At 67.4% G+C, this 23020-nt stretch carries 28 protein-coding genes; 23 read left to right on the forward strand and 5 right to left on the reverse strand.

All coding sequences use genetic code 11. The features are described from left to right. The first annotated feature begins 41 nt into the window (after window positions 1-41). Genes mftE through mftG form a run of 3 tightly spaced genes read left to right on the forward strand, consistent with a single transcriptional unit; the run spans window position 42 to window position 3611 of the window. Complete coding sequence (gene mftE, locus ACZY1G_RS10175) at window positions 42-773, forward strand: mycofactocin biosynthesis peptidyl-dipeptidase MftE (RefSeq protein WP_463814155.1); 732 nt, start codon at window positions 42-44, stop codon at window positions 771-773. Then, window positions 770-2185 (forward strand): mycofactocin biosynthesis glycosyltransferase MftF, encoded by a 1416-nt coding sequence (gene mftF / locus ACZY1G_RS10180; RefSeq protein WP_463814156.1) that lies wholly within the window; start codon window positions 770-772, stop codon window positions 2183-2185. The genes mftE and mftF overlap by 4 nt, the downstream gene beginning before the upstream one ends. A 19-nt stretch (window positions 2186-2204) precedes the next feature. Continuing rightward, a complete protein-coding gene (mftG, locus tag ACZY1G_RS10185) occupies window positions 2205-3611 on the forward strand; it encodes a mycofactocin dehydrogenase MftG (protein WP_463822319.1) in 1407 nt (468 codons plus the stop codon). Window positions 3612-3628: 17 nt separating this feature from the next. Here mftG and ACZY1G_RS10190 read toward each other — a convergent pair whose 3' ends face one another. Next, window positions 3629-5221 (reverse strand): MFS transporter, encoded by a 1593-nt coding sequence (locus tag ACZY1G_RS10190; RefSeq protein WP_463822320.1) that lies wholly within the window; start codon window positions 5219-5221, stop codon window positions 3629-3631. Beyond that, the gene (locus tag ACZY1G_RS10195; RefSeq protein WP_463822321.1) at window positions 5218-6777 is read right to left on the reverse strand and encodes an MFS transporter; all 1560 of its coding nucleotides are present in this window, start codon (window positions 6775-6777) and stop codon (window positions 5218-5220) included. The genes ACZY1G_RS10190 and ACZY1G_RS10195 overlap by 4 nt, the downstream gene beginning before the upstream one ends. 110 nt (window positions 6778-6887) lie before the next feature. On the opposite strand from ACZY1G_RS10195, the gene ACZY1G_RS10200 reads away from it, so the two are divergent. Further along, window positions 6888-7505 carry a TetR/AcrR family transcriptional regulator gene (locus tag ACZY1G_RS10200; protein WP_463814160.1) on the forward strand — a complete coding sequence of 206 codons (618 nt, stop codon included), beginning with the start codon at window positions 6888-6890 and terminating at the stop codon, window positions 7503-7505. Here the strand turns inward: ACZY1G_RS10200 and ACZY1G_RS10205 are convergent. Next, window positions 7471-8724, reverse strand: a complete 1254-nt coding sequence (locus ACZY1G_RS10205) for a cytochrome P450 (RefSeq protein WP_463822322.1) — start codon at window positions 8722-8724, stop codon at window positions 7471-7473. The genes ACZY1G_RS10200 and ACZY1G_RS10205 overlap by 35 nt on opposite strands. A 45-nt stretch (window positions 8725-8769) precedes the next feature. After that, complete coding sequence (locus ACZY1G_RS10210) at window positions 8770-10173, reverse strand: FAD-dependent oxidoreductase (protein WP_463822323.1); 1404 nt, start codon at window positions 10171-10173, stop codon at window positions 8770-8772. A gap of 54 nt (window positions 10174-10227) precedes the next feature. Here ACZY1G_RS10210 and ACZY1G_RS10215 point away from each other — a divergent pair, with 54 nt between their 5' ends. Continuing rightward, window positions 10228-11817 (forward strand): carboxylesterase/lipase family protein, encoded by a 1590-nt coding sequence (locus ACZY1G_RS10215; RefSeq protein WP_463814163.1) that lies wholly within the window; start codon window positions 10228-10230, stop codon window positions 11815-11817. 1 nt (window position 11818) lies between these two features. Here the strand turns inward: ACZY1G_RS10215 and ACZY1G_RS10220 are convergent, their stop codons facing one another. Further along, entirely contained in the window at window positions 11819-12289 is a 471-nt protein-coding gene (locus ACZY1G_RS10220; protein ID WP_463814164.1) for a hotdog fold domain-containing protein, read from the reverse strand. 263 nt (window positions 12290-12552) lie between these two features. Between ACZY1G_RS10220 and rpsJ the strand changes: the two genes are divergently transcribed. The 18 genes from rpsJ (at window position 12553) to rplF (ending at window position 23017) form a co-directional block, all read left to right on the forward strand. Continuing rightward, window positions 12553-12858 carry a 30S ribosomal protein S10 gene (gene rpsJ / locus ACZY1G_RS10225; protein ID WP_003883485.1) on the forward strand — a complete coding sequence of 102 codons (306 nt, stop codon included), beginning with the start codon at window positions 12553-12555 and terminating at the stop codon, window positions 12856-12858. A gap of 15 nt (window positions 12859-12873) precedes the next feature. Next, complete coding sequence (rplC, locus tag ACZY1G_RS10230; RefSeq protein ID WP_463822324.1) at window positions 12874-13530, forward strand: 50S ribosomal protein L3; 657 nt, start codon at window positions 12874-12876, stop codon at window positions 13528-13530. Continuing rightward, window positions 13527-14180 carry a 50S ribosomal protein L4 gene (gene rplD, locus ACZY1G_RS10235; RefSeq protein WP_335332016.1) on the forward strand — a complete coding sequence of 218 codons (654 nt, stop codon included), beginning with the start codon at window positions 13527-13529 and terminating at the stop codon, window positions 14178-14180. The genes rplC and rplD overlap by 4 nt, the downstream gene beginning before the upstream one ends. Further along, window positions 14180-14482 carry a 50S ribosomal protein L23 gene (gene rplW, locus ACZY1G_RS10240; protein ID WP_143818599.1) on the forward strand — a complete coding sequence of 101 codons (303 nt, stop codon included), beginning with the start codon at window positions 14180-14182 and terminating at the stop codon, window positions 14480-14482. Before rplD ends, rplW begins: the two co-directional genes overlap by 1 nt. 23 nt (window positions 14483-14505) lie before the next feature. Beyond that, the gene (gene rplB / locus ACZY1G_RS10245; RefSeq protein ID WP_335332018.1) at window positions 14506-15345 is read left to right on the forward strand and encodes a 50S ribosomal protein L2; all 840 of its coding nucleotides are present in this window, start codon (window positions 14506-14508) and stop codon (window positions 15343-15345) included. 11 nt (window positions 15346-15356) lie between these two features. Further along, window positions 15357-15638, forward strand: coding sequence for a 30S ribosomal protein S19 (rpsS, locus tag ACZY1G_RS10250; RefSeq protein WP_006245110.1), 282 nt, complete (start codon window positions 15357-15359; stop codon window positions 15636-15638). 2 nt (window positions 15639-15640) lie between these two features. After that, window positions 15641-16093, forward strand: coding sequence for a 50S ribosomal protein L22 (gene rplV, locus ACZY1G_RS10255; RefSeq protein WP_463822325.1), 453 nt, complete (start codon window positions 15641-15643; stop codon window positions 16091-16093). Continuing rightward, complete coding sequence (rpsC, locus tag ACZY1G_RS10260; RefSeq protein ID WP_463814167.1) at window positions 16093-16929, forward strand: 30S ribosomal protein S3; 837 nt, start codon at window positions 16093-16095, stop codon at window positions 16927-16929. Before rplV ends, rpsC begins: the two co-directional genes overlap by 1 nt. 2 nt (window positions 16930-16931) lie before the next feature. Continuing rightward, window positions 16932-17348 (forward strand): 50S ribosomal protein L16, encoded by a 417-nt coding sequence (rplP, locus tag ACZY1G_RS10265; protein WP_221358061.1) that lies wholly within the window; start codon window positions 16932-16934, stop codon window positions 17346-17348. Then, on the forward strand, window positions 17348-17581 hold the full coding sequence (rpmC, locus tag ACZY1G_RS10270) for a 50S ribosomal protein L29 (RefSeq protein WP_046362683.1): 234 nt from the start codon (window positions 17348-17350) through the stop codon (window positions 17579-17581). Before rplP ends, rpmC begins: the two co-directional genes overlap by 1 nt. Next, window positions 17581-17892: a 30S ribosomal protein S17 gene (gene rpsQ / locus ACZY1G_RS10275; protein WP_463814168.1), complete on the forward strand. Its 312-nt coding sequence runs from the start codon at window positions 17581-17583 to the stop codon at window positions 17890-17892. Before rpmC ends, rpsQ begins: the two co-directional genes overlap by 1 nt. A 95-nt stretch (window positions 17893-17987) precedes the next feature. Further along, a complete protein-coding gene (locus ACZY1G_RS10280; protein WP_463822326.1) occupies window positions 17988-20339 on the forward strand; it encodes an arylsulfatase in 2352 nt (783 codons plus the stop codon). Between the two features lie 184 nt (window positions 20340-20523). Continuing rightward, window positions 20524-20892, forward strand: a complete 369-nt coding sequence (rplN, locus tag ACZY1G_RS10285; protein ID WP_024440402.1) for a 50S ribosomal protein L14 — start codon at window positions 20524-20526, stop codon at window positions 20890-20892. Beyond that, window positions 20892-21209: a 50S ribosomal protein L24 gene (gene rplX / locus ACZY1G_RS10290; RefSeq protein WP_043405792.1), complete on the forward strand. Its 318-nt coding sequence runs from the start codon at window positions 20892-20894 to the stop codon at window positions 21207-21209. Before rplN ends, rplX begins: the two co-directional genes overlap by 1 nt. A 5-nt stretch (window positions 21210-21214) precedes the next feature. After that, a complete protein-coding gene (gene rplE, locus ACZY1G_RS10295; protein WP_463814170.1) occupies window positions 21215-21787 on the forward strand; it encodes a 50S ribosomal protein L5 in 573 nt (190 codons plus the stop codon). Between the two features lie 3 nt (window positions 21788-21790). Next, window positions 21791-21976 (forward strand): type Z 30S ribosomal protein S14, encoded by a 186-nt coding sequence (locus tag ACZY1G_RS10300; RefSeq protein ID WP_011778599.1) that lies wholly within the window; start codon window positions 21791-21793, stop codon window positions 21974-21976. Window positions 21977-22063: 87 nt separating this feature from the next. Then, window positions 22064-22462: a 30S ribosomal protein S8 gene (gene rpsH, locus ACZY1G_RS10305; RefSeq protein ID WP_463814171.1), complete on the forward strand. Its 399-nt coding sequence runs from the start codon at window positions 22064-22066 to the stop codon at window positions 22460-22462. Window positions 22463-22477: 15 nt separating this feature from the next. Next, complete coding sequence (rplF, locus tag ACZY1G_RS10310) at window positions 22478-23017, forward strand: 50S ribosomal protein L6 (RefSeq protein WP_463814173.1); 540 nt, start codon at window positions 22478-22480, stop codon at window positions 23015-23017. Window positions 23018-23020: the final 3 nt, after the last annotated feature.

Here is a 23020-nt window from a genome sequence, read left to right on the forward strand (position 1 = left end):
AATCTCTTGCGACGCATGCGCCAACAACTGGCGCACGACAGGTGAATTCGGCCTACCATGCTCGCGTGGCTTCACCCCACGAGCTCGGGAACTCGACGTCGAGACAGCTGCAGAATGGCGCGTCCGCACTCATCGTTCCCGTCGGATCCACCGAGCAGCACGGTCCCCATCTGCCGCTGGACACCGATACTCGGATCGCCACCGCTGTGGCTGAGGCTCTCGTCAACCGGCTGATGGGGCAGTGGCTGGTTGCTCCCGCGATCGCCTACGGCGCCAGCGGTGAGCACGAGGGATTCGCCGGAACCATTTCCATTGGCACACCGGCAGTGACACAACTTCTGGTCGAATTCGCCCGTTCGGCGTGTCGTTGGGCCTCGCGGATCGTGTTCGTCAACGGCCACGGCGGCAATGTCGGCGCGCTGCGCGACGCGGTGTCGCTGCTGCGTTACGAGGGCCGCGACGTCGCCTGGTGTTCCTGCGTGGCTCCCGGCGGCGACGCACACGCCGGGCACACCGAAACGTCTGTATTGCTACATATTTCGCCCGGTGTGGTCCGAGAGGATCTGAGAGTTCCGGGTAATCAGGGGTCGCTGGCGGAGTTGATGCCGCAGATGCGCCGAGGGGGAGTGGCCGCCGTCAGTTCGCTGGGTATCCTCGGAGATCCGACGACGGCGACGGCGGCAGAAGGGGGCAGGATCTTTGCTGGGATGGTCGACACCGGGGTTGACCGGATCACTCGCTGGGCGCCTGACGGCCAGGGGATGTTGAGGTGACGGGACAGCGACTGCCCGATGGTTTCGCCGTTCAAGTCGACAGACGTGTGCGCGTCCTCGGGGAGGGGGCGGCGCTGCTCGGCGGCTCGCCGACGCGTCTGCTGCGGCTGGCGCCCGCCGCCCAGACGATGCTCAACGGCGGCCGGCTCGAGGTCCACGACGCGGTCAGTGCGCAGCTGGCCCGCACGCTGCTCGACGCGACCGTCGCTCACCCGCGGCCGCTGAGCGGACCGTCGCACCGCGACGTCACCGTGGTGATCCCCGTGCGGGACAATCCGTCCGGACTCGTCCGTCTCCTCGGCGCCGTACGTGGGCTAAAGGTGGTGGTCGTCGACGACGGCTCCACGATTCCGCTGCGCGAAAACGATTTTCGTGACGTCCACGGCGACGTCCGCCTGCTCCGGTTGGAGCGCAACCGCGGTCCCGCTGCGGCGCGTAACGCAGGACTCAAGGCGTGCGACACCGACTTCGTCGCGTTCCTGGACTCCGATGTCGTCCCGCGGCGGGGCTGGCTGGAGGCGTTGCTCGGGCATTTCTGCGATCCCGCGGTCGCTCTCGCCGCGCCGCGCATCGTCGCGCTGCAGCCCTCCGACAGCGTGGTCGCGCGCTACGAGGCGGTCCGGTCGTCGCTGGATCTCGGGCTGCGGGAGGCTCCGGTCGTACCGTTCGGCACCGTGTCCTACGTGCCCAGCGCCGCGATCATCTGCCGGCGCAGCGCACTGCTCGAGCTGGGTGGCTTCGACGAGACGTTGACCTCCGGCGAGGACGTCGATCTGTGCTGGCGGCTCAATGAAGCCGGTGCCCGGCTGCGCTACGAACCGATCGCGATGGTGGCCCACGACCACCGGGTCGAACTGCGAAAGTGGTTCGCACGCAAGTCTTTCTACGGTGGTTCAGCTGCGCCGCTGTCCATCCGTCACCCGGGCAAGACGGCACCGCTGGTGATCTCGGGTTGGACGCTGGTGGTCTGGCTGCTGGTCGCCCTGGGATCGCGGCTCGGTTATCTGGGTTCGGTCGCGGTGGCGGTGTTCACGGGCCGCCGGCTTGCCAGGTCGCTGGCGAGTGTGCGCACCGAACCGATGGAGGTCGCCGTCGTCGCCGCCCACGGGCTGTGGTCGGCTGCGCTGCAGTTGGCCTCGGCGATCTGTCGGCACTACTGGCCGGTGGCGCTGGTGGCCGCGGTGTGCTCGCGACGGTGCCGGCAGGTGGTCCTGGTGGCCGCCGTCCTCGACGGCGTGTTCGACTGGGCCACCCGCGGCCACAGCGGCGTCGACGACGACACCAAGCGCGTCGGCATCATCACCTTCCTGCTGCTGAAACGCCTCGACGACATCGCCTACGGCCTCGGCCTGTGGACCGGAGTGATCCGCGAACGCCACGCCGGGGCTCTCAAGCCGCAGATCAGAACCTGACGCCGCGTTGGCCGCCGCCGTGGATGATGTGCTGATCATCGGGGCCGGCAGCGCCGGTTCCGTTCTGGCGGAGCGACTCTCCGCCGACGAGCGCTGCACGGTCACCGTCGTCGAAGCCGGTCCGTCGCCGAGCGATCCGCGGGTACAGGAGCAGATCAGCGACGGTCTCCGCCTGCCCATCGGGGTGGCGAGTTCGGTGGTGCGGCGCTACACGGCTCGGTTGACCGAACACCCTCTTCGGCACGCAGAGATCATCCGCGGCGCCGTAGTCGGCGGCTCGGGCGCGGTCAACGGCGGATACTTCTGTCGTGCGCTGCCCTCCGACATCGACGGATGGGATGCGCCCGGCTGGGGCTGGGACGACGTCCTGCCCCATTTTCGTGCCATCGAGAACGACCTCGACTTCACCGGTCCGCTGCACGGCTCCAGCGGACCCATCAAGGTCCGGCGGATCGCCGAATTCGACGGCTGCACATCAGCGTTCGTGGCTGCGGCGCGGGACGCGGGGTTCTGCTGGATCGACGACCTCAACGGCTCGGCGCCGGGTCGGGCGATGACGGCTGGTGTCGGGGCCGTCCCGCTCAACATCGACGGCGGCACCCGGGTGGGACCGGGCGGCGCCTTCCTGGCGCCCGCTGCGGCCAGGCCCAACGTGACGGTGCTGACCGATACGCGGGCCAGGCGGATCCGCTGTGCCGATGGGCGTGCCGTGCACGTCGAGTGCGCAGGTCCCCACGGTCCCGTGACGCTGACCGCGGACCGGATCGTGCTCTGTGCCGGTGCGATCGCCACGGCACACCTGCTGCTGTTGTCCGGAATCGGTCCCGAGTCGCTGCTGACCGACGTCGGCGTGCCGATCGTGGCGAACCTGCCGGTGGGGGTGGACACCGTCGACCATCCCGAATGGGTCCTGCCGGTCACCTGGTCACCGACGCATGGTGTGCCGCCGCTCGAGGCGGTGCTCACCACCGATGACGGAGTCGAGATCCGGCCTTACACAGCAGGATTCGGCGCGATGACGACCGGACGCCGCGACGATCCCACGGACCGTCCGCACCTCGGTGTGACACTGATGCGCCCCCGCTCACGGGGGCGGCTCACGCTGGCCTCGGCCGACCCTGACGTCGACCCGGTGATCGAGCATCGGTACGACACCGCGCAGTCCGATGTCGACGTATTGCGTGAGGCCACCCGGCTGGCGCGCGAGATCGTCGGTGACACCGCGCATTCGGAGGCCTTCTGGTCGACGTCGCAACACCTGTGCGGCACTGCGAAGATCGGGGAGGTCGTCGATGCGCGGTGCCGGGTGTTGGGATTCGAGAATCTGTGGGTCGTCGACGGTTCGATACTTCCCCAGATTCCCAGCCGCGGACCGCACGCGACGATCGTGATGGTCGGCCACCGGGCCGCCGAGTTCGTCAGCTGAGCCGCACCAGCTCGTCGTCATCGTTTTCGATGGCGGCCTCCGGCCGCGCCACCGACGACGCTGTCGCCGCGGCGCAGGAATGCCCACTGCTGGCCGTCGCGACCCGGCGCCCAGAGCGCCATGAGGACCGCCCCGCCCACAACGGTGGCCGCCAGCACCGTCATGGCCAGCCCGCTCGCGTCGACGAACGCGCTCCGCGCCATGCGGGTGAGCGGCTCGCCGGCGGGTCCCATCTGCTGCGCGGCCGCCAGCGCTGCAGCCAGGGAGTCCGTGGCAGCGTCGCGGACCGGCGCCGGCAATGCGGCGACCGAGGGAGCGAGTGCGTTGCTGTACGCAGCGGCCAGCACGGAGCCCGCGGCAGCGATACCCACGGCGGCGCCGATCTCGCGGGTCGCGTCGTTGACCGCGGACGCCACGCCCTGTTTCTCGTCCGGGACGGCCTCCATGATCGCCGCCGTCGCCGGAGTCGCGACGAACCCCAGGCCGATAGAGCTCACGAGCATCGGACCGATCAGATCGACGTACACCGCGTCGGCCGACAGCGTGGCCATCCACAGCAGACCGGCGGACAGGAGAAGCAGACCGAAAGTCATCGAGACTCGCAGTCCGATCTTCGGCAGGAACAGGTGAATGGTGGTGCTGACGATCAACATGGGCACCGCGAGCGGCGCCAGCGCGAACGCGGTCTGGAGCGCCGAGTAGCCCATGACCAGCTGGATGAACTGCATGACGACGAAGAAGAACCCGAACATCGCGAAGAACAGCAGGGTGATGGCGGCCGCCCCGGCGCCGAAATCCGCCGCGGCGAACAACCGCACGTCGAGCAGGGGGTTGCTGGCGCGCAGCTGGGTCCAGGCGAACATGCCCGCCAGGCCGAGTCCGGCTGCGAGACAGACGAGTACGACGACATCGGTCCATCCCCGCGCCGGCGCCTCGACGATACCGAGGACGAACACCGCGATGGCCATGCCGCTGAGCAATGCCCCGATCCAGTCGATCGGGGTGGCGTGCTCGTCGCGGGAGGAGCTGACGGTGACCGTCGCCGCGATCATGATCACGCCGGCGCCGGCGAAGCCGTAGAAGATGGCGCCCCACGAGAAGAAGTGCAGCATCGTGCCCGCGCCGAGAAACCCGAAGATGGCAGACGATCCGACCGCACCGGCCCAGATGCCGACGGCCTTGCTGCGTTCGCCACGGGGAAAGGCCGACGTGAGCAACGACAGCGTCGCCGGCATGACCAGCGCGGCGCCGACGCCGGCCACGGCCCGCGCGACGATGAGCTGTCCCGGGTCGCTCCAGAGGATGGGCGCGGCGGAGGCCAGGGTGAAGATGACCAGGCCGACCAGCAGGGCGCCGCGCCGGCCGTAGCGATCGCCGAGCGCGCCCGCCGGTAGCAGCAGACAGGCCAGTGCCAGGGTGTAGCTGTCGACGATCCACGTCAGTTGCGTCTGGCTGGCCGAGGTTTCCACCGCGATGTCGGGCAGCGCCGCGTTGAGTGCGACCATCGACGCGACGACGAGCAGCACGTCGAGACTGGCGACGGTCAGCAGCCATCGGCGCCGCCACGGCGACAGTGTCGGGGGCCTTTCGAGAGTCGGGGTCGCGGTCACGCGTCGACCGTCTCGCGTGTCGACGTCCGCCCTCGCAATCGGCGCAGAACGGCCCACTGCCGGCCGTCGCGCCCGGGGGACCAGATCGCGATGAACGCCGCTCCGACCAGGAGCACCGCACCGAGTGCAACCAGCGCATCGTGTGAGGCCTCCATGAAGGCGGTCCGCGCGGCGTCGGTCAGCCCGGTGGCCGCCGGCCCGGTTCGCTCGGCGACGGCCATCGCGTTCGCCAGTGATTCGTTGGCGGCGTCACGGATTCGAGCGGGAAAGGCGTCCAGCGCGGGCGCCAGTGACGCGCGATAGGCCGCGGCGAGAATCGAGCCTGCCACGGCGATGCCGACAGCGGCGCCGATTTCACGGGTGGCGTCGTTGACCGCGGAGGCGACGCCCTGTTTCTCCGGGGGAGCGGCATTCATGATGGCCGAGGTCGTTGGCGCGGTGCACAATCCGATGCCCGACGCCATCAGCATCAGCGGTCCGACCATCGACATGTACGTGGAGTCCACGTGCAATCGACTCATCCACAGCATGCCCGCCGCCATCAGCATCAAGCCGCCGCTGACGGCGACGCGCAGGCCGACCCTCGGCAGGAACAGGTGCACGCTCGCGCTGAGGAGGAGCACGGGCACGGCGAGCGGCGACAGCGCGAATGCGGTCTGAATGGGTGTCATGCCCATCACGAGCTGCATGAACTGCATCTCGATGAAGAAAAATCCGAAATTGGCCAGGAACAGGAAGGTGATTCCGAGGGCACCGGTGGCGAAGTCGGGCCGGCCGAAGAGACGGACGTCGAGCAACGGGTGCTGCCGACGCAGCTGGGTGACGACGAACAGTGCGGCGATGCCGACGCCGAGCGCAAGACAGGCGATCACCAGCGTGTCGGTCCAGCCCCGCACCGGCGCCTCGACGACGCCGAGGACGAACACCGCGATCGCGGATCCGACGAGGCCGGCGCCGAGCCAGTCGATCGGTGTCGCCGTCTCGTCGCGCGACGATCCGATGGTGCACGTGCACACGAACATCAGGAGGGCCCAGCCCGCGAACGCGTAGAAGATCGACTGCCAGGAGTAGTGCTCGAGAAGCAGGCCGGTCCCGAGGAAACCGAAGATTGCGCTGGACCCGGCCACCCCCGCCCAGATGCCGATTGCCTTGTTACGACCCTCCGGAGGGAACGCCGAGGTCAGCAGAGACAGCGTTGCGGGCATGATCAGGGCGGCACCGACGCCGGCGACGGCGCGCGCGGAAATCAACGCGGTCGGGCTGCTCCACACGATGGGTGCGAGCGAGGCGAGTCCGAAGACGGCCAGGCCCACCAGCAGGGCACGTCGCCTGCCGTACCGGTCGCCGAGCGCTCCGGCCGGCAACAACAGGCAGGCAAGCGCGAGTGTGTAGCCGTCCACTATCCAGGTCAGCTGGCTCTGCGTCGCTGCCGTCTCGACGGCGATGTCGGGCAGCGCCGCATTGAGCGAGATCATGGCGCTGACGACGAGAAGGACGTCGATGCTGGCCACCGTCAGCAACCACCGCCGCCGCCGCTCGGATGTGTCGTGAGCCATGCGGTCCCTCCCGAGGGGTACGTTCGGTGCGAATGCCGTAGGGTCTTCGAGACCAACAGTATCGGAACGAGACCGACGGTCTTGTTCCCTTTCGCGAGGTGGTGGAAACCATGACGGCCGGCGGTGGCGATCCGAGACCGGCTCGCTCGCGCGCACGACTGCTGGAGGCCGCGACAACGCTTCTCCGCGCAGGCGGCCCGAGCGCGGTCACGATCGACGCCGTGACCCGGCACGCGAATGTCGCGCGCGCGACTCTCTACCGGCACTTCCCGAGCTCGAATGATCTTGTCGCAGCGGCATTCATGAGCCTCATCCCGCCGCCGCCGATGCCGCCGACGGACGGCACGCTGCGGGAGCGCCTGATCGCCGTCGTGGGGGAGTGGGCCGACGCCATCGCCGACGCCCCGACCCTGTTGACGGCCATGGCGTGGCTTTCGCTGGGGCCCGACATCGCCGAAGTGCCGACTGCCGGCGGCGTGGTGGGCACGCTGCGGGAGCGGATCGCCGAGCAGTACTCGGCGCCGTTCGACGCGATCTTCGAGGGCACCGACGCCGTGGAGCTTCTCGGACGCGTCGACAGGACGACCACGTTCGCGCTGCTGATCGGCCCGCTGGTGTTCGGACGGATCAGCACGTTGACCGAATTCGATTACCGCGCAACAGCTGTCGCGGCGGTGGACGGATTCCTCGCGGTCAGCGCACGGAGTACCGGATCGGCAGGTGCTTGAGTCCGCCGACGAACGTCGTCGCGGCCAGTTCGGGCTCGCCGGCCAGCTCGATCGACTCCAGTCGGGGCACCAGCTCGGTGAACAGGCTGTTCATCTCCATGCGGGCCAGCGCGGCGCCGAGGCAGAAGTGCACGCCGTAGCCGAAGGACACGTGCTTGTTGGGGTCGCGGGAGATGTCGAAGCGGAACGGTTCGTCGAACACCTCTTCGTCCCGGTTGCCCGACACATAGGCCAGGTACACCGATTCGCCCTTGGCGATCGGCACGCCACGCACCGTGGTGTCCTCCGCGGCGGTCCGCATGAACTCCTTGACCGGAGTGGTCCAGCGGATCATCTCCTCGATCGCGGTCGGCATCAGATCCATGTTGTCGCGCAGTCGGGCCAGTTCGCCGGGGTTCTCGATCAGCGCGAGCAGCCCGCCCGAGATGGCGTCCTTGGTGGTGTCGTGGCCCGCGCTGGCCACGATCACGTAGTACGACGCGGTGTCGATGTCCGAGAGGGGCTCGCCGTCGATGCGGCCGTTGGCGATCGCCGACGCCAGGTCGTCGGTCGGGGTCTCCCGGCGTGACGCGGTCAGCGCGGAGAAGTAGGTGAAGAAGTCGAGCAGCACGGCCATCTGCTCCTCGGGGCTCACGCCGCGCTTGTACTCGTCGTCGTCGCCGCCGAACATCTCCTGGGTCAGCGCATGCATGCGGCCGTAGTCCTCCTCGGGCAACCCGAGCAGCGACATGATCACGTACAGCGGGAACTGCACCGCGATGTCGGTGACGAAGTCGCACTCACCGCCGTTGTCACGCATCCGGTCGACGTACCGCTTGGCCAGCTCGTCGACCCTCACCTTGAGGTCCCGCATCGCCTTGGGTCGGAACCAGTCAGCGCCGATGGAGCGCACCTTGCGGTGGTGCGGATCGTCCATGTGGATCAGCGTGCGAAGCCCGACACCGGCTTCCATCTGCTGGGCCATGTAGTCGTCGGCGGCCGCCGTGGCCAGCAGGGGACGCGGCTCGGAGAGCCACAGATCGTTGGCGCGCTCGATCGCCATGATGTCGGCGTGCTTGGTGATCGCCCAGAACGGCCGGTACGGAGCGTTGTCGACCCACGCCACCGGCTCGTTGGCGCGCAGATGTTCCAGTGCCTCGTGCAGTCGGGCGTCGTCGGCATACGCCGTCGGGTCGGCCAGGACTTTTGCGGCATCGTCCATCGTGCGTGGGTGGCTCATTCGCATCTCCTCGAGGGGCTACTTGACGCCCGTCAATTTAGCATTTTATGTGACGGGCGCCACCCTCGACTCTGCCAGAGCGCCGAGGAGTTGGTTGAACGCCTCGGTCATCGACGGATGCGTGTAGATCTCGTCCCGCAACTGCGTTGCGGTGATGCGGTGGCGGATGGCCAGCGCGACGGTGTTGATGACCTCGTGCGAGTCATGACTGAGCAGTGCGGCACCCAGGATCTCGTCGGTGTCGGCGTCGACGACGGCCTTCATCATCCCTTCGGGCTGTCCGACGATCCGCGCACGCGGCACGGTGGCCATCGACGCCACCGGCAGTGCGGCGACTTTCACGCGGCGCCCGTCGGCGCGGGCGGCACGTTCGGTCAGGCCCACCCGCGCCAGCGGAGGCGTCATGAACAGCACGTAGGGGACCGCCACCCGATCGGCGGTGCTGCGACGGCCCGTCCCGGTGAGTTGGTCGAGCACCACGCGATAGTCGTCGAGGGAGACGTAGGTGAACTGGGGCCCGCCGTTGACGTCGCCGACGGCGAAGACGTGGGGCTGGTTCGTGCGCAGGTGCTCGTCGACGACGACCGATCCGTCGCTGCGGGTGTCGACCCCGGCCCTGTCCAACCGCAAGTCCGCGGTGACGGGCCTGCGGCCCAGCGCGACGAGGATGCGCTCACCCTGGGCCGTCGCCGATGTCCCGTCGACGTCGTAGCGCACGGTTGCGCCGTCGACGGCCGTGACGGTGGCCGACGTGACGATCCGGACGCCCGCGGCGGCCAGCAGCGCGGCGGCCATCGTCGCGACGTCGTCGTCCTCCTGGCCGAGGATGGACGAATGTCGTTCCAGGACAGTCACTTCCGCGCCGTACCGGGCGTACATCGCGGCGAACTCCAGGCCCACGTAACCGCCGCCGAGGACCACGAGCTGCCGCGGAAGCTCCTCGGTCGTGAGCAGGTCGGTGCTCGTGACCACGCGATCGTTGCCGTGTAGCCCGGGGATGTCCGGCAGTACCGGTTCTGATCCGGTGCCGATGACGATGTTCTCACCGGTCACCGTGACCTCTCCGTCCGCGGTCTGCACCGAGACGGTGTGGGCGTCGGTGAAGGAGGCGAATCCGGTGAGCACGTCGACGGTCGGCAGACTGTCGAGCATCGCGAAGTTCTTGGCGCGCAGATCGGCCGTCAGGTCGGTCGTCGCGCGCACCGCATGGGTGTAGATCCCGGGATCGGGCGGATCGCCCACCTCCGTCTGCTGAGCGTGCTCTGCTTGGTACACCAGCGATTTGGTGGGCACGCAGCCGATGTTGATGCACGTACCCCCGTACATCTTGTCCGACTGCTCGATCATGACGACGCGTCGACCGTGCGCGCCGAGCGCGGCCGCCAGGGTCTTGGCCGCCTTGCCGAAGCCGATGGTGACCAGGTCTGCCTGCAGGTGTCGTGCGGTCATGCGGTGATCCTCTCGTCGAGTTGTCGACCATCTTCACCATCTAGGCTCGCGGATGTGCGATGGACGCGGCTGCCGGCCTGCCTGACAGCCTTTCTGACGGCCGTGGTTCTGCTGGCCGGCTGCGTCCGCAGCGACGGACAGCCTGCCGCGGCACCGCAACCCACCGATCCCGCCGTCGTGCAGACCGCATCCGGCACCCTGCGCGGCGTCGTCGCGCCGGATCACCGCCTGTTCGCCGACGTGCCCTACGCCGCCCCACCCGTTGGGCCGTTGCGCTTCGCGGATCCGCAGCCGCCGGTTCCGTGGCAGGGGGTTCGCGACGCCACGGCCTTCGGTCCTCGGTGCATGCAGAGCCTCGACGGCGACATCGAGCTGGGCCGCCAGACCGCCGAGGACTGTCTGAGCCTCAACGTCTGGACCCCCGCGCAGCAGACGACGCAGCCGCGTGCGGTGATGGTGTGGATTCACGGCGGCGCGTTCGTCAACGGCAGTGGACGCATCTACGACGCACGCCGGCTCGCGGCACGTGGCGACATCGTCGTCGTCACGATCAACTACCGGCTCGGCGCTCTCGGCTTCCTGGCCCACCCCGCACTAGGCCCGCCCGGGCAGGTCGGCAACTACGGGCTGGCCGATCAGCAGGCAGCGCTGCGGTGGGTCCGCGACAACATCTCCGCCTTCGGCGGTGACCCCGACCGCGTGACCGTCGCGGGGGAGTCCGCCGGCGGAATGTCGGTGTGCGATCACCTCGTCGCGCCCGGCTCGCGGGGCCTGTTCTCCGCCGCCATCATCCAGAGCGGGCCGTGCCAGGCGCAGGCGACTCTTCCCGCCGGCCAGGACCGCTCGCTCGCCTACGCCGTCGAACGTGGCTGCGCCGATCCGGCCGCGGCCGCCCAGTGTCTGAGGTCGCTGCCCGCCGACAGGCTGCGGGAGCCGGTGTGGCTCTACGGCATCGGCGATGACCAGCTCAGCGGGCCGGTCACCGGCTCTGCGACGCTCCCCGTGGACCCCGCGCGGGCGATCGGCGGCACCGACGCGCAGCGGGTTCCGGTGCTGATCGGCACCACCCGCGACGAGTTCACCCTGTTCGTCGGCATGCAGTACCTCCGCGACGGGGTGCGCTACGGCCCGCAGGACTATCCGCGGCTGCTGGCCAGCGCGTTCGGACGAAACGCTCGCGCCGTCGAGGAGCGCTACCCGCTCTCGGCCTACCCGGACGTTCCGCTCGCCTATTCCGCAGCCGTCACCGACGGCGTCTTCTCCTGCCTCGGGGACCGGCTGGCTCGCGCGATCCGCGACGAGCCCGTCTACTTCTACGAGTTCAACGACCGGGCCGCCCCGGCGCCGGAACCACTGAAGACCCTGCCGTTCCCCGTCGGCGCGAGCCACTCCCTGGAACTGCGGTACCTGTTCGACGTGGGGTCTGCGCTGCCGCTCGATCCCGCACAGCAGAAGTTGGCCGACCAGATGATCGACTACTGGGCGTCCTTCGTGAAGACCCAGACGCCGGACACCGGCGGCCAGCCGCAGTGGGACGACTTCGGTGACGGCAACCGGGTGATGTCGCTGCAGCCCGACGGCAGCCGCATGACCGGCGACTTCCGCGCGGTCCATCAGTGCGACTTCTGGGACGGCATCTCCTAGCTCAGGCGGGCGTCACCCAGCAGGTGATGTCGGCGTGGACGACCTCGGTGCCGTTGTCGTCGACGACGCTCACCGGGATCACGAGCTCCGCCCCCTCGGTGATCTGGCTGAAGTCCGGCGGATCCAGTCGCGCCGTCGCGCGCAGTGACGTCGTGGCCTTGTGCAGGTAGGCGACGGTCATCGACTTCGGAATCCAGCGGTGCGTCGTCGGCACCGTCGCCTCCATCACCATCCCCATCGCGGCCTCCGCTGCGTTGCACGACGCGATCGCGTGCACCGTGCCGAGGTGGTTGTAGAGGAAGAACCACTTGGGGACCGACACCTCGGCCACGCCGGGCTCCATGCGCCGGACATGGGGGAGGATCGACGCGAAGTACGGCACTCTGGCCATCGCGGCCAGAGAAAAGACCCTCGATCCGCCGGGCACACGATCGAGCCGCTGCCATGCGCGATACGTCGGAGAACTCGTCATCACCGGAACCTTACTCGCCGGTAAGTTCGGTCTGACCAGGGATTTGGAGCACGCGCCGATCTGAGGCATACTGTTCGGGTTGCCTTGAGCCGGGTTCGCCTGGCCTCGGCATGCGACTGGCGCCCCTTGCGGGGCGCCTCCGGTCCCACCCGGTTCTACGGGCGACACACCCGACCGCGGGGACCGGTGAACCACAGACAGGTAAACAGCGGCGGCACAGCCAGGCCCTTTCGAGGGCCCGTTAGTAGTGAGGTAGGAGAAGCGTGGCGGGACAAAAGATCCGCATCAGGCTCAAGGCCTACGACCATGAGGCCATCGATGCCTCGGCGCGCAAGATCGTCGAGACGGTCACCCGGACGGGCGCAAGCGTGGTCGGCCCGGTGCCGCTGCCGACCGAGAAGAACGTGTATTGCGTCATTCGGTCCCCGCACAAGTACAAGGACTCGCGGGAGCACTTCGAGATGCGCACCCACAAGCGGTTGATCGACATCCTCGACCCCACGCCGAAGACGGTCGACGCGCTGATGCGTATCGACCTGCCGGCCAGCGTCGACGTCAACATCCAGTAAAGGAATTCCAGAGCAATGGCTAGAAAAGGCATTCTGGGCACCAAGCTGGGCATGACGCAGGTGTTCGACGAGAACAACAAGGTCGTGCCGGTGACGGTCGTCAAGGCCGGGCCCAACGTCGTGACGCGCATCCGTACCCCGGAGCGCGACGGCTACAGCGCCGTGCAGCTCGCCTACGGCGAGATCAGCCCCCGCAAGGTCACCAAGCCGGTGACCGGTCAGTTCGCCGCTGCGGGCGTCAACCCGCGCCGGCACCTCGCCGAGCTGCGGCTCGAGGACGAGGCAGCGGCCGCCGAGTACGAGGTGGGCCAGGAACTGACCGCCGAGATCTTCGTCGACGGCGCGTACGTCGACGTGACCGGCACCAGCAAGGGCAAGGGATTCGCGGGCACCATGAAGCGCCACGGCTTCAAGGGCCAGGGCGCCAGCCACGGCGCGCAGGCCGTGCACCGTCGGCCCGGCTCGATCGGTGGCTGCGCCACCCCGGGCCGTGTGTTCAAGGGCACGCGCATGTCGGGCCGCATGGGTAGCGACCGCGTGACCACGCAGAACCTGAAGGTGCACAAGGTGGACGCCGAGAACGGCGTGCTGCTGATCAAAGGTGCCGTCCCCGGGCGTAACGGTGGACTGGTCGTTGTCCGCAGCGCAATCAAGCGAGGCGAGAAGGCATGACACTCAAAATTGATGTTCAGACTCCGGCCGGCAAGAAGGACGGCTCGATCGAGCTGCCCGCAGAGCTGTTCGATGTCGAGCCCAACATCGCGCTGATGCACCAGGTGGTGACGGCGCAGCTCGCCGCCAAGCGCCAGGGCACCCACGCGACCAAGACGCGCGGACAGGTTTCCGGCGGCGGCAAGAAGCCGTACCGCCAGAAGGGCACCGGTCGCGCCCGCCAGGGTTCGACGCGCGCTCCGCAGTTCACCGGTGGCGGTGTCGTGCACGGTCCGCAGCCGCGCGACTACAGCCAGCGCACCCCGAAGAAGATGATCGCGGCTGCCCTGCGTAGCGCGCTCTCGGACCGGGCGCGCAACGACCGGATCCACGCGATCACCGAGATCGTCGAGGGCCAGGCGCCGTCGACCAAGAGCGCGAAGTCGTTCCTGGCGACGCTGACGGATCGCAAGCAGGTGCTCGTGGTCATCGGCCGCACCGACGAGACCAGTGCGCTGAGCGTGCGCAATCTGCCTGGCGTGCACGTGATCTCGCCGGATCAGCTGAACACCTATGACGTGCTCAAGGCCGACGACGTGGTCTTCAGCGTCGAGGCGCTCAACGCCTACATCGCAGGCGCGACGAAGAAGACTGAGGAGGTGTCGGCCTGATGGCTACCGTGACCGATCCCCGCGACATCATCCTGTCCCCGGTGATCTCGGAGAAGTCCTACGGGCTCATCGAGGACAACGTGTACACGTTCGTCGTGCACCCGGACTCGAACAAGACGCAGATCAAGATCGCCATCGAGAAGATCTTCAACGTCAAGGTCGCCTCGGTGAACACCGCCAACCGGCAGGGCAAGCGCAAGCGCACCCGCACCGGCTTCGGTAAGCGCAAGGACACCAAGCGCGCGATCGTGACGCTCGCCGCGGGCAGCAAGCCCATCGACCTGTTCGGAGCGCCGGCCTAGCCGGCAGGGAGAACTAGAGAATCATGGCAATTCGCAAGTACAAGCCGACGACCCCCGGTCGCCGCGGTTCGAGCGTCTCCGATTTCGCCGAGATCACGCGTGACCATCCGGAGAAGTCGCTGGTTCGTCCGCTGCACGGCAAGGGCGGTCGCAACGCACACGGCCGTATCACCACCCGCCACAAGGGCGGTGGCCACAAGCGTGCCTACCGCGTCATCGACTTCCGTCGCCACGACAAGGACGGCGTCAACGCCAAGGTCGCGCACATCGAGTACGACCCGAACCGCACCGCGAACATCGCGCTGCTGCACTACCTGGACGGCGAGAAGCGCTACATCATCGCGCCGCAGGGTCTGAAGCAGGGTGCGGTCATCGAGTCGGGCGCCAACGCCGACATCAAGCCCGGCAACAACCTGCCGCTGCGAAACATCCCCGCCGGCACCGTGATCCACGCTGTGGAGCTGCGGCCCGGCGGCGGCGCGAAGCTCGCCCGCTCAGCCGGTGTCAGCATCCAGCTGCTCGGCAAGGAGGGCACCTACGCCTCGCTGCGTATGCCCAGCGGTGAGATCCGCCGCGTCGACGTGCGCTGCCGCGCCACCGTCGGTGAGGTCGGCAATGCCGAGCAAGCCAACATCAACTGGGGCAAGGCCGGCCGTATGCGCTGGAAGGGCAAGCGCCCCACAGTCCGTGGTGTCGTGATGAACCCGGTCGACCACCCGCATGGCGGTGGCGAGGGCAAGACCTCCGGCGGCCGCCACCCGGTCAGCCCGTGGGGCAAGCCCGAGGGCCGCACCCGCAAGCCGAACAAGGCGAGCGACAAGCTCATCGTCCGTCGCCGGCGCACCGGCAAGAATAAGCGCTAGGGAGTAAAGCGATGCCACGCAGCCTCAAAAAGGGCCCGTTCGTCGACGACCATCTGCTCAAGAAGGTCGACGTGCAGAACGAGAAGAACACCAAGCAGGTCATCAAGACCTGGTCGCGCCGGTCCACCATCATCCCGGATTTCATCGGCCACACCTTCGCCGTCCACGACGGTCGCAAGCACGTGCCGGTGTTCGTCACCGAGTCGATGGTCGGGCACAAGCTGGGCGAATTCGCCCCCACCCGCACCTTCAAGGGTCACATCAAGGATGACCGGAAGGCCAAGAGGCGCTAATCATGACTACAGCCATCGAATATCCGTCCGCGTCGGCGAAGGCGCGCTTCGTGCGCGTCTCGGCCACCAAGGCCCGCCGCGTCATCGACCTGGTCCGCGGGAAGAGCGTCGAGGAAGCCCTCGACATCCTCCGCTGGGCGCCGCAGGCCGCCAGCGAGCCGGTCGCCAAGGTGATCGCGAGCGCTGCTGCCAACGCGCAGAACAACGACGGGCTGGACCCGACCACGCTGGTGGTCGCGGCCATCATGGCCGACGAGGGGCCGACGGCCAAGCGCATCCGGCCGCGCGCGCAGGGTCGTGCGTACCGGATTCGTAAGCGCACCAGCCACATCACCGTGATCGTGGAGAGCCGACCGGCCAAGAACGCAGGCAGGCAGGGTGCGTCTGCGTCCGCAGCACGCGCTCGCCGCGCGCAGGCCAGCAAGGCCGCCAGCAACAAGGGAGGCTCGGAGTAGTGGGTCAGAAGATCAATCCGCACGGTTTCCGTCTCGGCATCACGACCGAGTGGAAGTCGCGGTGGTTCGCCGACAAGCAGTACGCGGACTACATCAAGGAAGATGTGGCGATCCGCAAGCTGCTGGCCACGGGCCTGGAGCGCGCCGGTATCGCCGACGTCGAGATCGAGCGCACGCGTGACCGCGTTCGGGTGGACATCCACACCGCGCGCCCCGGCATCGTGATCGGTCGCCGCGGCACCGAGGCCGACCGCATCCGCGCCGACCTGGAGAAGCTCACCGGTAAGCAGGTCCAGCTGAACATCCTCGAGGTCAAGAACCCCGAGTCGGTGGCGCAGCTGGTGGCCCAGGGTGTTGCCGAACAGCTGAGCAACCGCGTGGCGTTCCGCCGTGCGATGCGCAAGGCGATCCAGTCGGCGATGCGTCAGCCCAACGTCAAGGGCATCCGGGTGCAGTGCTCGGGTCGCCTGGGTGGCGCCGAGATGAGCCGCTCGGAGTTCTACCGCGAAGGTCGAGTGCCGCTGCACACGCTGCGCGCCGACATCGACTATGGCCTCTACGAGGCCAAGACCACCTTCGGCCGGATCGGCGTGAAGGTGTGGATCTACAAGGGCGACATCGTCGGAGGCAAGCGCGAGCTGTCCGCCGCCGCACCCGCTGCGGACCGCCCGCGTCGCGAGCGTCCGTCGGGCACCCGGCCGCGCCGCAGCGGCGCATCGGGCACCACGGCGACGAGCACCGACGCCGGTCGGGCCGCCACCGAGAGCCCGGCAGAAGCACCCGCTGAGGTCACCGCTGCTGCGGGTGCATCCGCCCCGGAAAACACGGAGAGCTAGTCATGCTGATTCCCCGCAAGGTCAAGCACCGCAAGCAGCATCACCCGCGGCAGCGCGGCGTCGCCAGCGGCGGCACGACGGTCAGCTTCGGTGACTACGGCATCCAGGCACTGGAGCACGCCTACATCACCAACCGGCAGATCGAGTCCGCTCGTATCGCCATCAACCGGCACATCAAGCGTGGCGGCAAGGTGTGGATCAACATCTTCCCCGACCGCCCGCTGACCAAGAAGCCCGCCGAGACCCGCATGGGTTCCGGTAAGGGTTCGCCGGAGTGGTGGGTGGCCAACGTCAAGCCGGGCCGCGTGCTGTTCGAGCTGAGCTACCCCGACGAGGCGACCGCACGGGCCGCCCTGACCCGTGCCATCCACAAGCTGCCGATCAAGGCTCGCATCGTCACCAGAGAGGAGACCTTCTGATGGCAGTAGGAGTTTCGACGGGAGAGCTCCGTGAGCTCACCGACGACGAATTGACCGACAAGCTGCGCGAGTCGAAGGAAGAGCTGTTCAACCTGCGCTTCCAGATGGCGACCGGCCAGCTTGCCAACAACCGCCGGCTGCGTGTCGTCCGGCAGGAGATCGCACGGGTGTACACCGTGCTGCGCGAACGTGAGTTGGGTCTGGCCGCCGGACCCGGAGGTGAGGATTCCTAATGGCAGAAACGCAGCCAGACACCGTGAAGGGTGAGAAGAACACCCCTCGGACCGAGCAGCCGCGCGGCCGTCGCAAGACCGCCATCGGTTACGTCGTGTCGGACAAGATGCAGAAGACGATTGTCGTCGAGCTCGAGTCCCGCAAGTCGCACCCGTTGTACGGCAAGATCATTCGGACCACGACCAAGGTCAAGGCGCACGACGAGAACGGCGATGCCGGTGTCGGCGACCGCGTCTCGCTGATGGAGACCCGGCCGACGTCGGCGACGAAGCGCTGGCGGCTCGTCGAGGTCCTCGAAAAGGCCAAGTAACGCAAAGCGGCACAGCCTGTCAAAACCCCCGTACGCCACCAGGCGGCGGGGGTTTTGCCTGCTGGTGACCTTCGCTGGGTGTACTGTCCGGCGCTATGGCCTCGGAATTCAACGGCAAGATCGAACTCGACATCCGGGATTCCGAACCCGACTGGGCCCCGTACGCGGCCCCTGTCGCTCAGCCCGAGGCGCCCAACGTCCTCTACCTTGTCTGGGACGACACCGGCATCGCCACGTGGGACTGCTTCGGCGGGCTGGTCAACATGCCCGCGATGAGCCGCATCGCCGAACGGGGAGTGCGCCTGTCCCAATTTCACACCACCGCGCTGTGCAGCCCGACGCGCGCCTCGCTGCTGACCGGTCGCAACGCCACGACGGTGGGGATGGCCACCATCGAGGAGTTCACCGACGGCTTCCCCAACTGCAACGGCCGAATTCCGTTCGACACCGCGCTGCTTCCTGAGGTGCTCGCCGAGAACGGCTACAACACCTACTGCGTCGGCAAGTGGCACCTCACCCCGCTCGAGGAGTCCAATCTCGCCTCGACCAAACGTCATTGGCCGTTGGGCCGTGGGTTCGAACGGTTCTACGGGTTCATGGGCGGGGAGACCGACCAGTGGTATCCGGAGCTGGTCTACGACAACCATCCGGTCCCGCCGCCGGCGACGCCCGAAGAGGGCTACCACCTGTCGAAAGACCTGGCCGACAAAACGATCGAGTTCGTCAGGGACGCCAAGGTGATCGCCCCGGACAAGCCGTGGTTCACCTACCTCTGCCCGGGCGCCGGACATGCGCCGCACCACGTGTTCGCCGAGTGGGCCGACCGGTACGCCGGCGCGTTCGACATGGGCTACGAGCGTTACCGCGAGGTCGTGCTGGAGAACCAGAAGAGACTCGGAATCGTGCCGCCCGACACCGAACTCTCTCCGATGAACCCGTATTCGGATGTCACCGGCCCGGACGGCCAGGCGTGGCCCGCCCAGGACACCGTGCGGCCGTGGGATGACCTCACCGATGACGAGAAGCGGTTGTTCAGCCGGATGGCGGAGGTGTTCGCCGGGTTCCTGTCCTACACCGACGACCAGATCGGCCGCGTCCTCGACTATCTCGAGGAATCAGGCCAGCTCGACAACACGATCATCGTCGTGATCTCCGACAACGGCGCGAGCGGCGAAGGCGGACCCAACGGATCGGTCAACGAGGTCAAGTTCTTCAACGGCTACATCGACTCAGTCGAGGAGAGCCTCAAACACTTCGACGATCTGGGCGGCCCGCAGACCTACAACCATTACCCGATCGGCTGGGCGATGGCGTTCAACACCCCCTACAAGCTCTACAAGCGCTACGCCTCCCATGAGGGCGGGATCGCCGACACCGCGATTGTGTCCTGGCCCAAGGGAATTGCCGCGCACGGCGAGGTGAGGGACAACTACGTCAACGTCTCCGACGTCACGCCCACGATCTACGACCTGCTCGACATCACCCCGCCCGCGCTCGTGCGCGGGGTGCCACAGAAGCCGCTCGATGGCGTGAGTTTCAAAGTGGCTCTGGAGAATCCGCATGCCCCGACGGGCAAGGAGACACAGTTCTACACGATGCTCGGCACGCGTGGCGTCTGGCACAAGGGCTGGTTCGCCAACACGGTGCACGCCGCATCGCCTGCGGGCTGGTCGCACTTCGACGACGACCGCTGGGAGCTGTTCCACATCGAGGCCGACCGCAGCCAGTGTCACGATCTGGCCGCCGAACATCCCGAGAAGCTCTCGGAGATGGTCGATCTGTGGTTCGCCGAGGCGGCGAAATACAACGGGCTCCCGCTGTCCGATCTGAACATCCTCGAGACGATGTCGCGGTGGCGGCCCTACATCGCCGGTGAGCGCCAGTCCTACACCTACTATCCCGGGACCGCGGACGTCGGCATCGGCGCGGTGGTGGAACTGCGGGGACGGTCGTTCGCCGTGCTCGCGGAGGTCAGCGTCGACTCAGGCGGTGCCGACGGTGTGATCGTCAAACACGGCGGCGCACATGGTGGTTACGTGATGTACGTGCAGGACGACCGACTGCACTTCTGCTACAACTTCCTCGGCGAGCAGGAACAGACCCTGTCGTCGACGGAGCCGCTGACGCCCGGACAGCACACCTTCGGTGTCGCGTTCACGCTGACGGGAACGGCGCAAGGCTCCCACACTCCGATCGGCGACGCAGCGCTCTACATCGGTGATGCGCAGGTGGCCGAGTACCGCGAGATGCGCGTACACCCGGGCACGTTCGGTCTGGCCAGTGCCAGCCTGAGCGTCGGTGCGAACAGCGGTTCGCCCGTGTCGCGTGCGTTCGCCGCGCCGTTCCCGTTCACCGGCGGCGCCATCGCGCAGGTGAGAATCGACGTGTCCGGTGCGCCGTACACCGACCTCGAACGCGACTTCGCCCGAGCTTTCAACAAGGACTGATCGCCCCGACTGACCAGCGATTTGGTGCATTCGCCGAGCGCACCTAGTATGTAGGGGTTGCCTAGGGCAGACCTCGGTTATCTCGCGTGCGGGAAAACCCTGCGTGCTCTTTAGGTGACACAGACCGCGCACGTCAGGGTCGGTAATCCTGCGTGCATACGAAAACCCAGGTCGAGGAGATCGAGTGATTCAGCAGGAATCGCGGCTCAAGGTCGCCGACAACACGGGCGCCAAGGAGATCTTGTGCATCCGCGTTCTCGGTGGCTCGTCGCGGCGCTACGCCGGCATCGGTGATGTCATCGTGGCCACCGTCAAAGACGCCATCCCCGGCGGCAACGTCAAGCGCGGCGATGTCGTCAAGGCCGTCGTCGTGCGCACCGTCAAGGAGCGCCGCCGCGCCGACGGCAGCTACATCAAGTTCGACGAGAACGCCGCCGTCATCATCAAGGCCGACAACGACCCGCGCGGCACCCGCATCTTCGGGCCGGTCGGTCGCGAACTGCGCGAGAAGAAGTTCATGAAGATCGTTTCGCTCGCCCCGGAGGTGTTGTGATGAAGGTTCGCAAGGGCGACACGGTGCTCGTCATCTCGGGCAAGGACAAGGGCGCCAAGGGCAAGGTCCTCGTGGCCTACCCCGAGCGCAACAAGATCCTGGTCGAGGGCGTGAACCGGATCAAGAAGCACACCGCGCAGTCCGCCAACGAGCGGGGCGCCTCCTCCGGCGGCATCGTCACCCAGGAAGCCGCGATCGCGGTGTCCAACGTGATGCTGCTCGATTCCGACGGCAAGCCGACCCGCGTCGGCTACCGCATCGATGACGAGACCGGCAAGAAGGTCCGCATCGCCAAGACCAACGGCAAGGACATCTGAGCGAGATGACCACTGTAGAGAACGCAGAGAAGACCCTGCCCCGCCTGAAGCAGCGCTACCGCGAAGAGATCCGCGAGTCGCTGCAGAAGGAATTCGGCTACGCCAACGTGATGCAGATCCCGGGCGTGGTCAAGGTCGTCGTCAACATGGGTGTCGGTGACGCCGCCCGCGACGCGAAGCTGATCAACGGCGCGGTCAACGATCTCGCGCTGATCACCGGTCAGAAGCCTGAGATCCGCCGGGCCCGTAAGTCCATCGCCCAGTTCAAGCTGCGCGAAGGCATGCCCATCGGTGCCCGCGTCACGCTGCGCGGCGACCGCATGTGGGAGTTCCTGGATCGGCTCATCTCGATCTCGCTGCCGCGTATCCGCGACTTCCGCGGCCTCAGCGGCAAGCAGTTCGACGGCACCGGCAACTACACCTTCGGCCTGACCGAGCAGTCGGTGTTCCACGAGATCGACGTGGACAGCATCGACCGCCCGCGTGGCATGGACATCACCGTCGTCACCACGGCGACCAACGACGACGAAGGTCGGGCGCTGCTGCGGGCGCTGGGCTTCCCGTTCAAGGAGAACTGAGCAATGGCAAAGAAGGCTCTGGTCAACAAGGCCAACAAGAAGCCCAAGTTCAAGGTGCGGGGCTACACGCGCTGCAACCGTTGCGGTCGCCCGCACGCGGTGTTCCGCAAGTTCGGCCTGTGCCGTATCTGCCTTCGCGAGATGGCACACGCCGGCGAACTGCCCGGTGTCCAGAAGTCCAGCTGGTAATCCCAGACCCAACCAGAACATGTTGCGGCAGGCCCCGCTTGAGTCATTCAAGAGGGGAACCGCCGCGAGAAAGGTGAACCGGCTGTCATGACCATGACGGATCCGATCGCAGACTTCCTGACACGTCTGCGCAACGCCAATTCGGCGTACCACGATGAAGTGACCCTTCCGCACAGCAAGATCAAGGCGAACATCGCCGAGATCCTGAAGTCCGAGGGATACATCAGCGACTACCGCACCGAGGACGCCCGCGTGGGCAAGGCCCTCGTCGTGCAACTCAAGTACGGGCCCAGCCGGGAACGCAGCATCGCCGGCCTGCGCCGGGTGAGCAAGCCCGGTCTGCGCGTGTACGCCAAGTCCACCAACCTGCCGCGCGTGCTCGGCGGGCTGGGTGTGGCCATCATTTCCACGTCGTCCGGTCTGAGGACCGATCGCCAGGCCGCCCGTGAGGGCGTCGGCGGCGAAGTCCTCGCCTACGTGTGGTGAGGGAGGACTAGTCACATGTCTCGCATTGGAAAGCAGCCGGTCCCGGTTCCCGCCGGTGTCGACGTCACCATCAACGGACGCAACGTCGAGGTCAAGGGCCCCAAGGGCACGCTGACCCTGGACGTCGCGGAGCCGATCGAGGTGTCGCGCGACGACGAAGGCGCCATCGTGGTGACCCGGCCCAACGACGAGCGGCGCAACCGCTCTCTGCACGGACTGTCCCGCACGCTGATCGCCAACCTGGTGACCGGCGTGACGCAGGGCTACACCACCAAGATGGAGATCTTCGGCGTCGGTTACCGCGTGGTGGCCAAGGGCAGCGACCTCGAGTTCGCCCTGGGTTACAGCCACCCGGTGCTGATCAACGCCCCCGACGGCGTGACCTTCGCGGTCGAGACGCCCACGAAGTTCTCGATCTCGGGCATCGACAAGCAGGCCGTCGGCCAGGTCGCGGCCAACATCCGTCGTCTCCGTAAGAGCGATCCCTACAAGGGCAAGGGCATTCGCTACGAAGGCGAGCAGATCCGCCGCAAGGTCGGAAAGACAGGTAAGTAGTAG

This window comes from Mycobacterium sp. IDUB_5, assembly GCF_055419565.1.

Coding starts and splice junctions, on each gene's coding strand:
- ACZY1G_RS10195 (WP_463822321.1), bottom strand. CDS start 6,777: ATGGCTCACGACACATCCGAGCGGCGGCGGCGGTGGTTGCTGACGGTG.
- ACZY1G_RS10200 (WP_463814160.1), top strand. CDS start 6,888: ATGACGGCCGGCGGTGGCGATCCGAGACCGGCTCGCTCGCGCGCACGA.
- ACZY1G_RS10205 (WP_463822322.1), bottom strand. CDS start 8,724: ATGAGCCACCCACGCACGATGGACGATGCCGCAAAAGTCCTGGCCGAC.
- ACZY1G_RS10210 (WP_463822323.1), bottom strand. CDS start 10,173: ATGACCGCACGACACCTGCAGGCAGACCTGGTCACCATCGGCTTCGGC.
- ACZY1G_RS10220 (WP_463814164.1), bottom strand. CDS start 12,289: ATGACGAGTTCTCCGACGTATCGCGCATGGCAGCGGCTCGATCGTGTG.
- rplC (WP_463822324.1), top strand. CDS start 12,874: ATGGCTAGAAAAGGCATTCTGGGCACCAAGCTGGGCATGACGCAGGTG.
- rplD (WP_335332016.1), top strand. CDS start 13,527: ATGACACTCAAAATTGATGTTCAGACTCCGGCCGGCAAGAAGGACGGC.
- rplW (WP_143818599.1), top strand. CDS start 14,180: ATGGCTACCGTGACCGATCCCCGCGACATCATCCTGTCCCCGGTGATC.
- rplB (WP_335332018.1), top strand. CDS start 14,506: ATGGCAATTCGCAAGTACAAGCCGACGACCCCCGGTCGCCGCGGTTCG.
- rpsS (WP_006245110.1), top strand. CDS start 15,357: ATGCCACGCAGCCTCAAAAAGGGCCCGTTCGTCGACGACCATCTGCTC.
- rplV (WP_463822325.1), top strand. CDS start 15,641: ATGACTACAGCCATCGAATATCCGTCCGCGTCGGCGAAGGCGCGCTTC.
- rplP (WP_221358061.1), top strand. CDS start 16,932: ATGCTGATTCCCCGCAAGGTCAAGCACCGCAAGCAGCATCACCCGCGG.
- rpmC (WP_046362683.1), top strand. CDS start 17,348: ATGGCAGTAGGAGTTTCGACGGGAGAGCTCCGTGAGCTCACCGACGAC.
- rpsQ (WP_463814168.1), top strand. CDS start 17,581: ATGGCAGAAACGCAGCCAGACACCGTGAAGGGTGAGAAGAACACCCCT.
- ACZY1G_RS10280 (WP_463822326.1), top strand. CDS start 17,988: ATGGCCTCGGAATTCAACGGCAAGATCGAACTCGACATCCGGGATTCC.
- rplX (WP_043405792.1), top strand. CDS start 20,892: ATGAAGGTTCGCAAGGGCGACACGGTGCTCGTCATCTCGGGCAAGGAC.
- rplE (WP_463814170.1), top strand. CDS start 21,215: ATGACCACTGTAGAGAACGCAGAGAAGACCCTGCCCCGCCTGAAGCAG.
- ACZY1G_RS10300 (WP_011778599.1), top strand. CDS start 21,791: ATGGCAAAGAAGGCTCTGGTCAACAAGGCCAACAAGAAGCCCAAGTTC.
- rpsH (WP_463814171.1), top strand. CDS start 22,064: ATGACCATGACGGATCCGATCGCAGACTTCCTGACACGTCTGCGCAAC.
- rplF (WP_463814173.1), top strand. CDS start 22,478: ATGTCTCGCATTGGAAAGCAGCCGGTCCCGGTTCCCGCCGGTGTCGAC.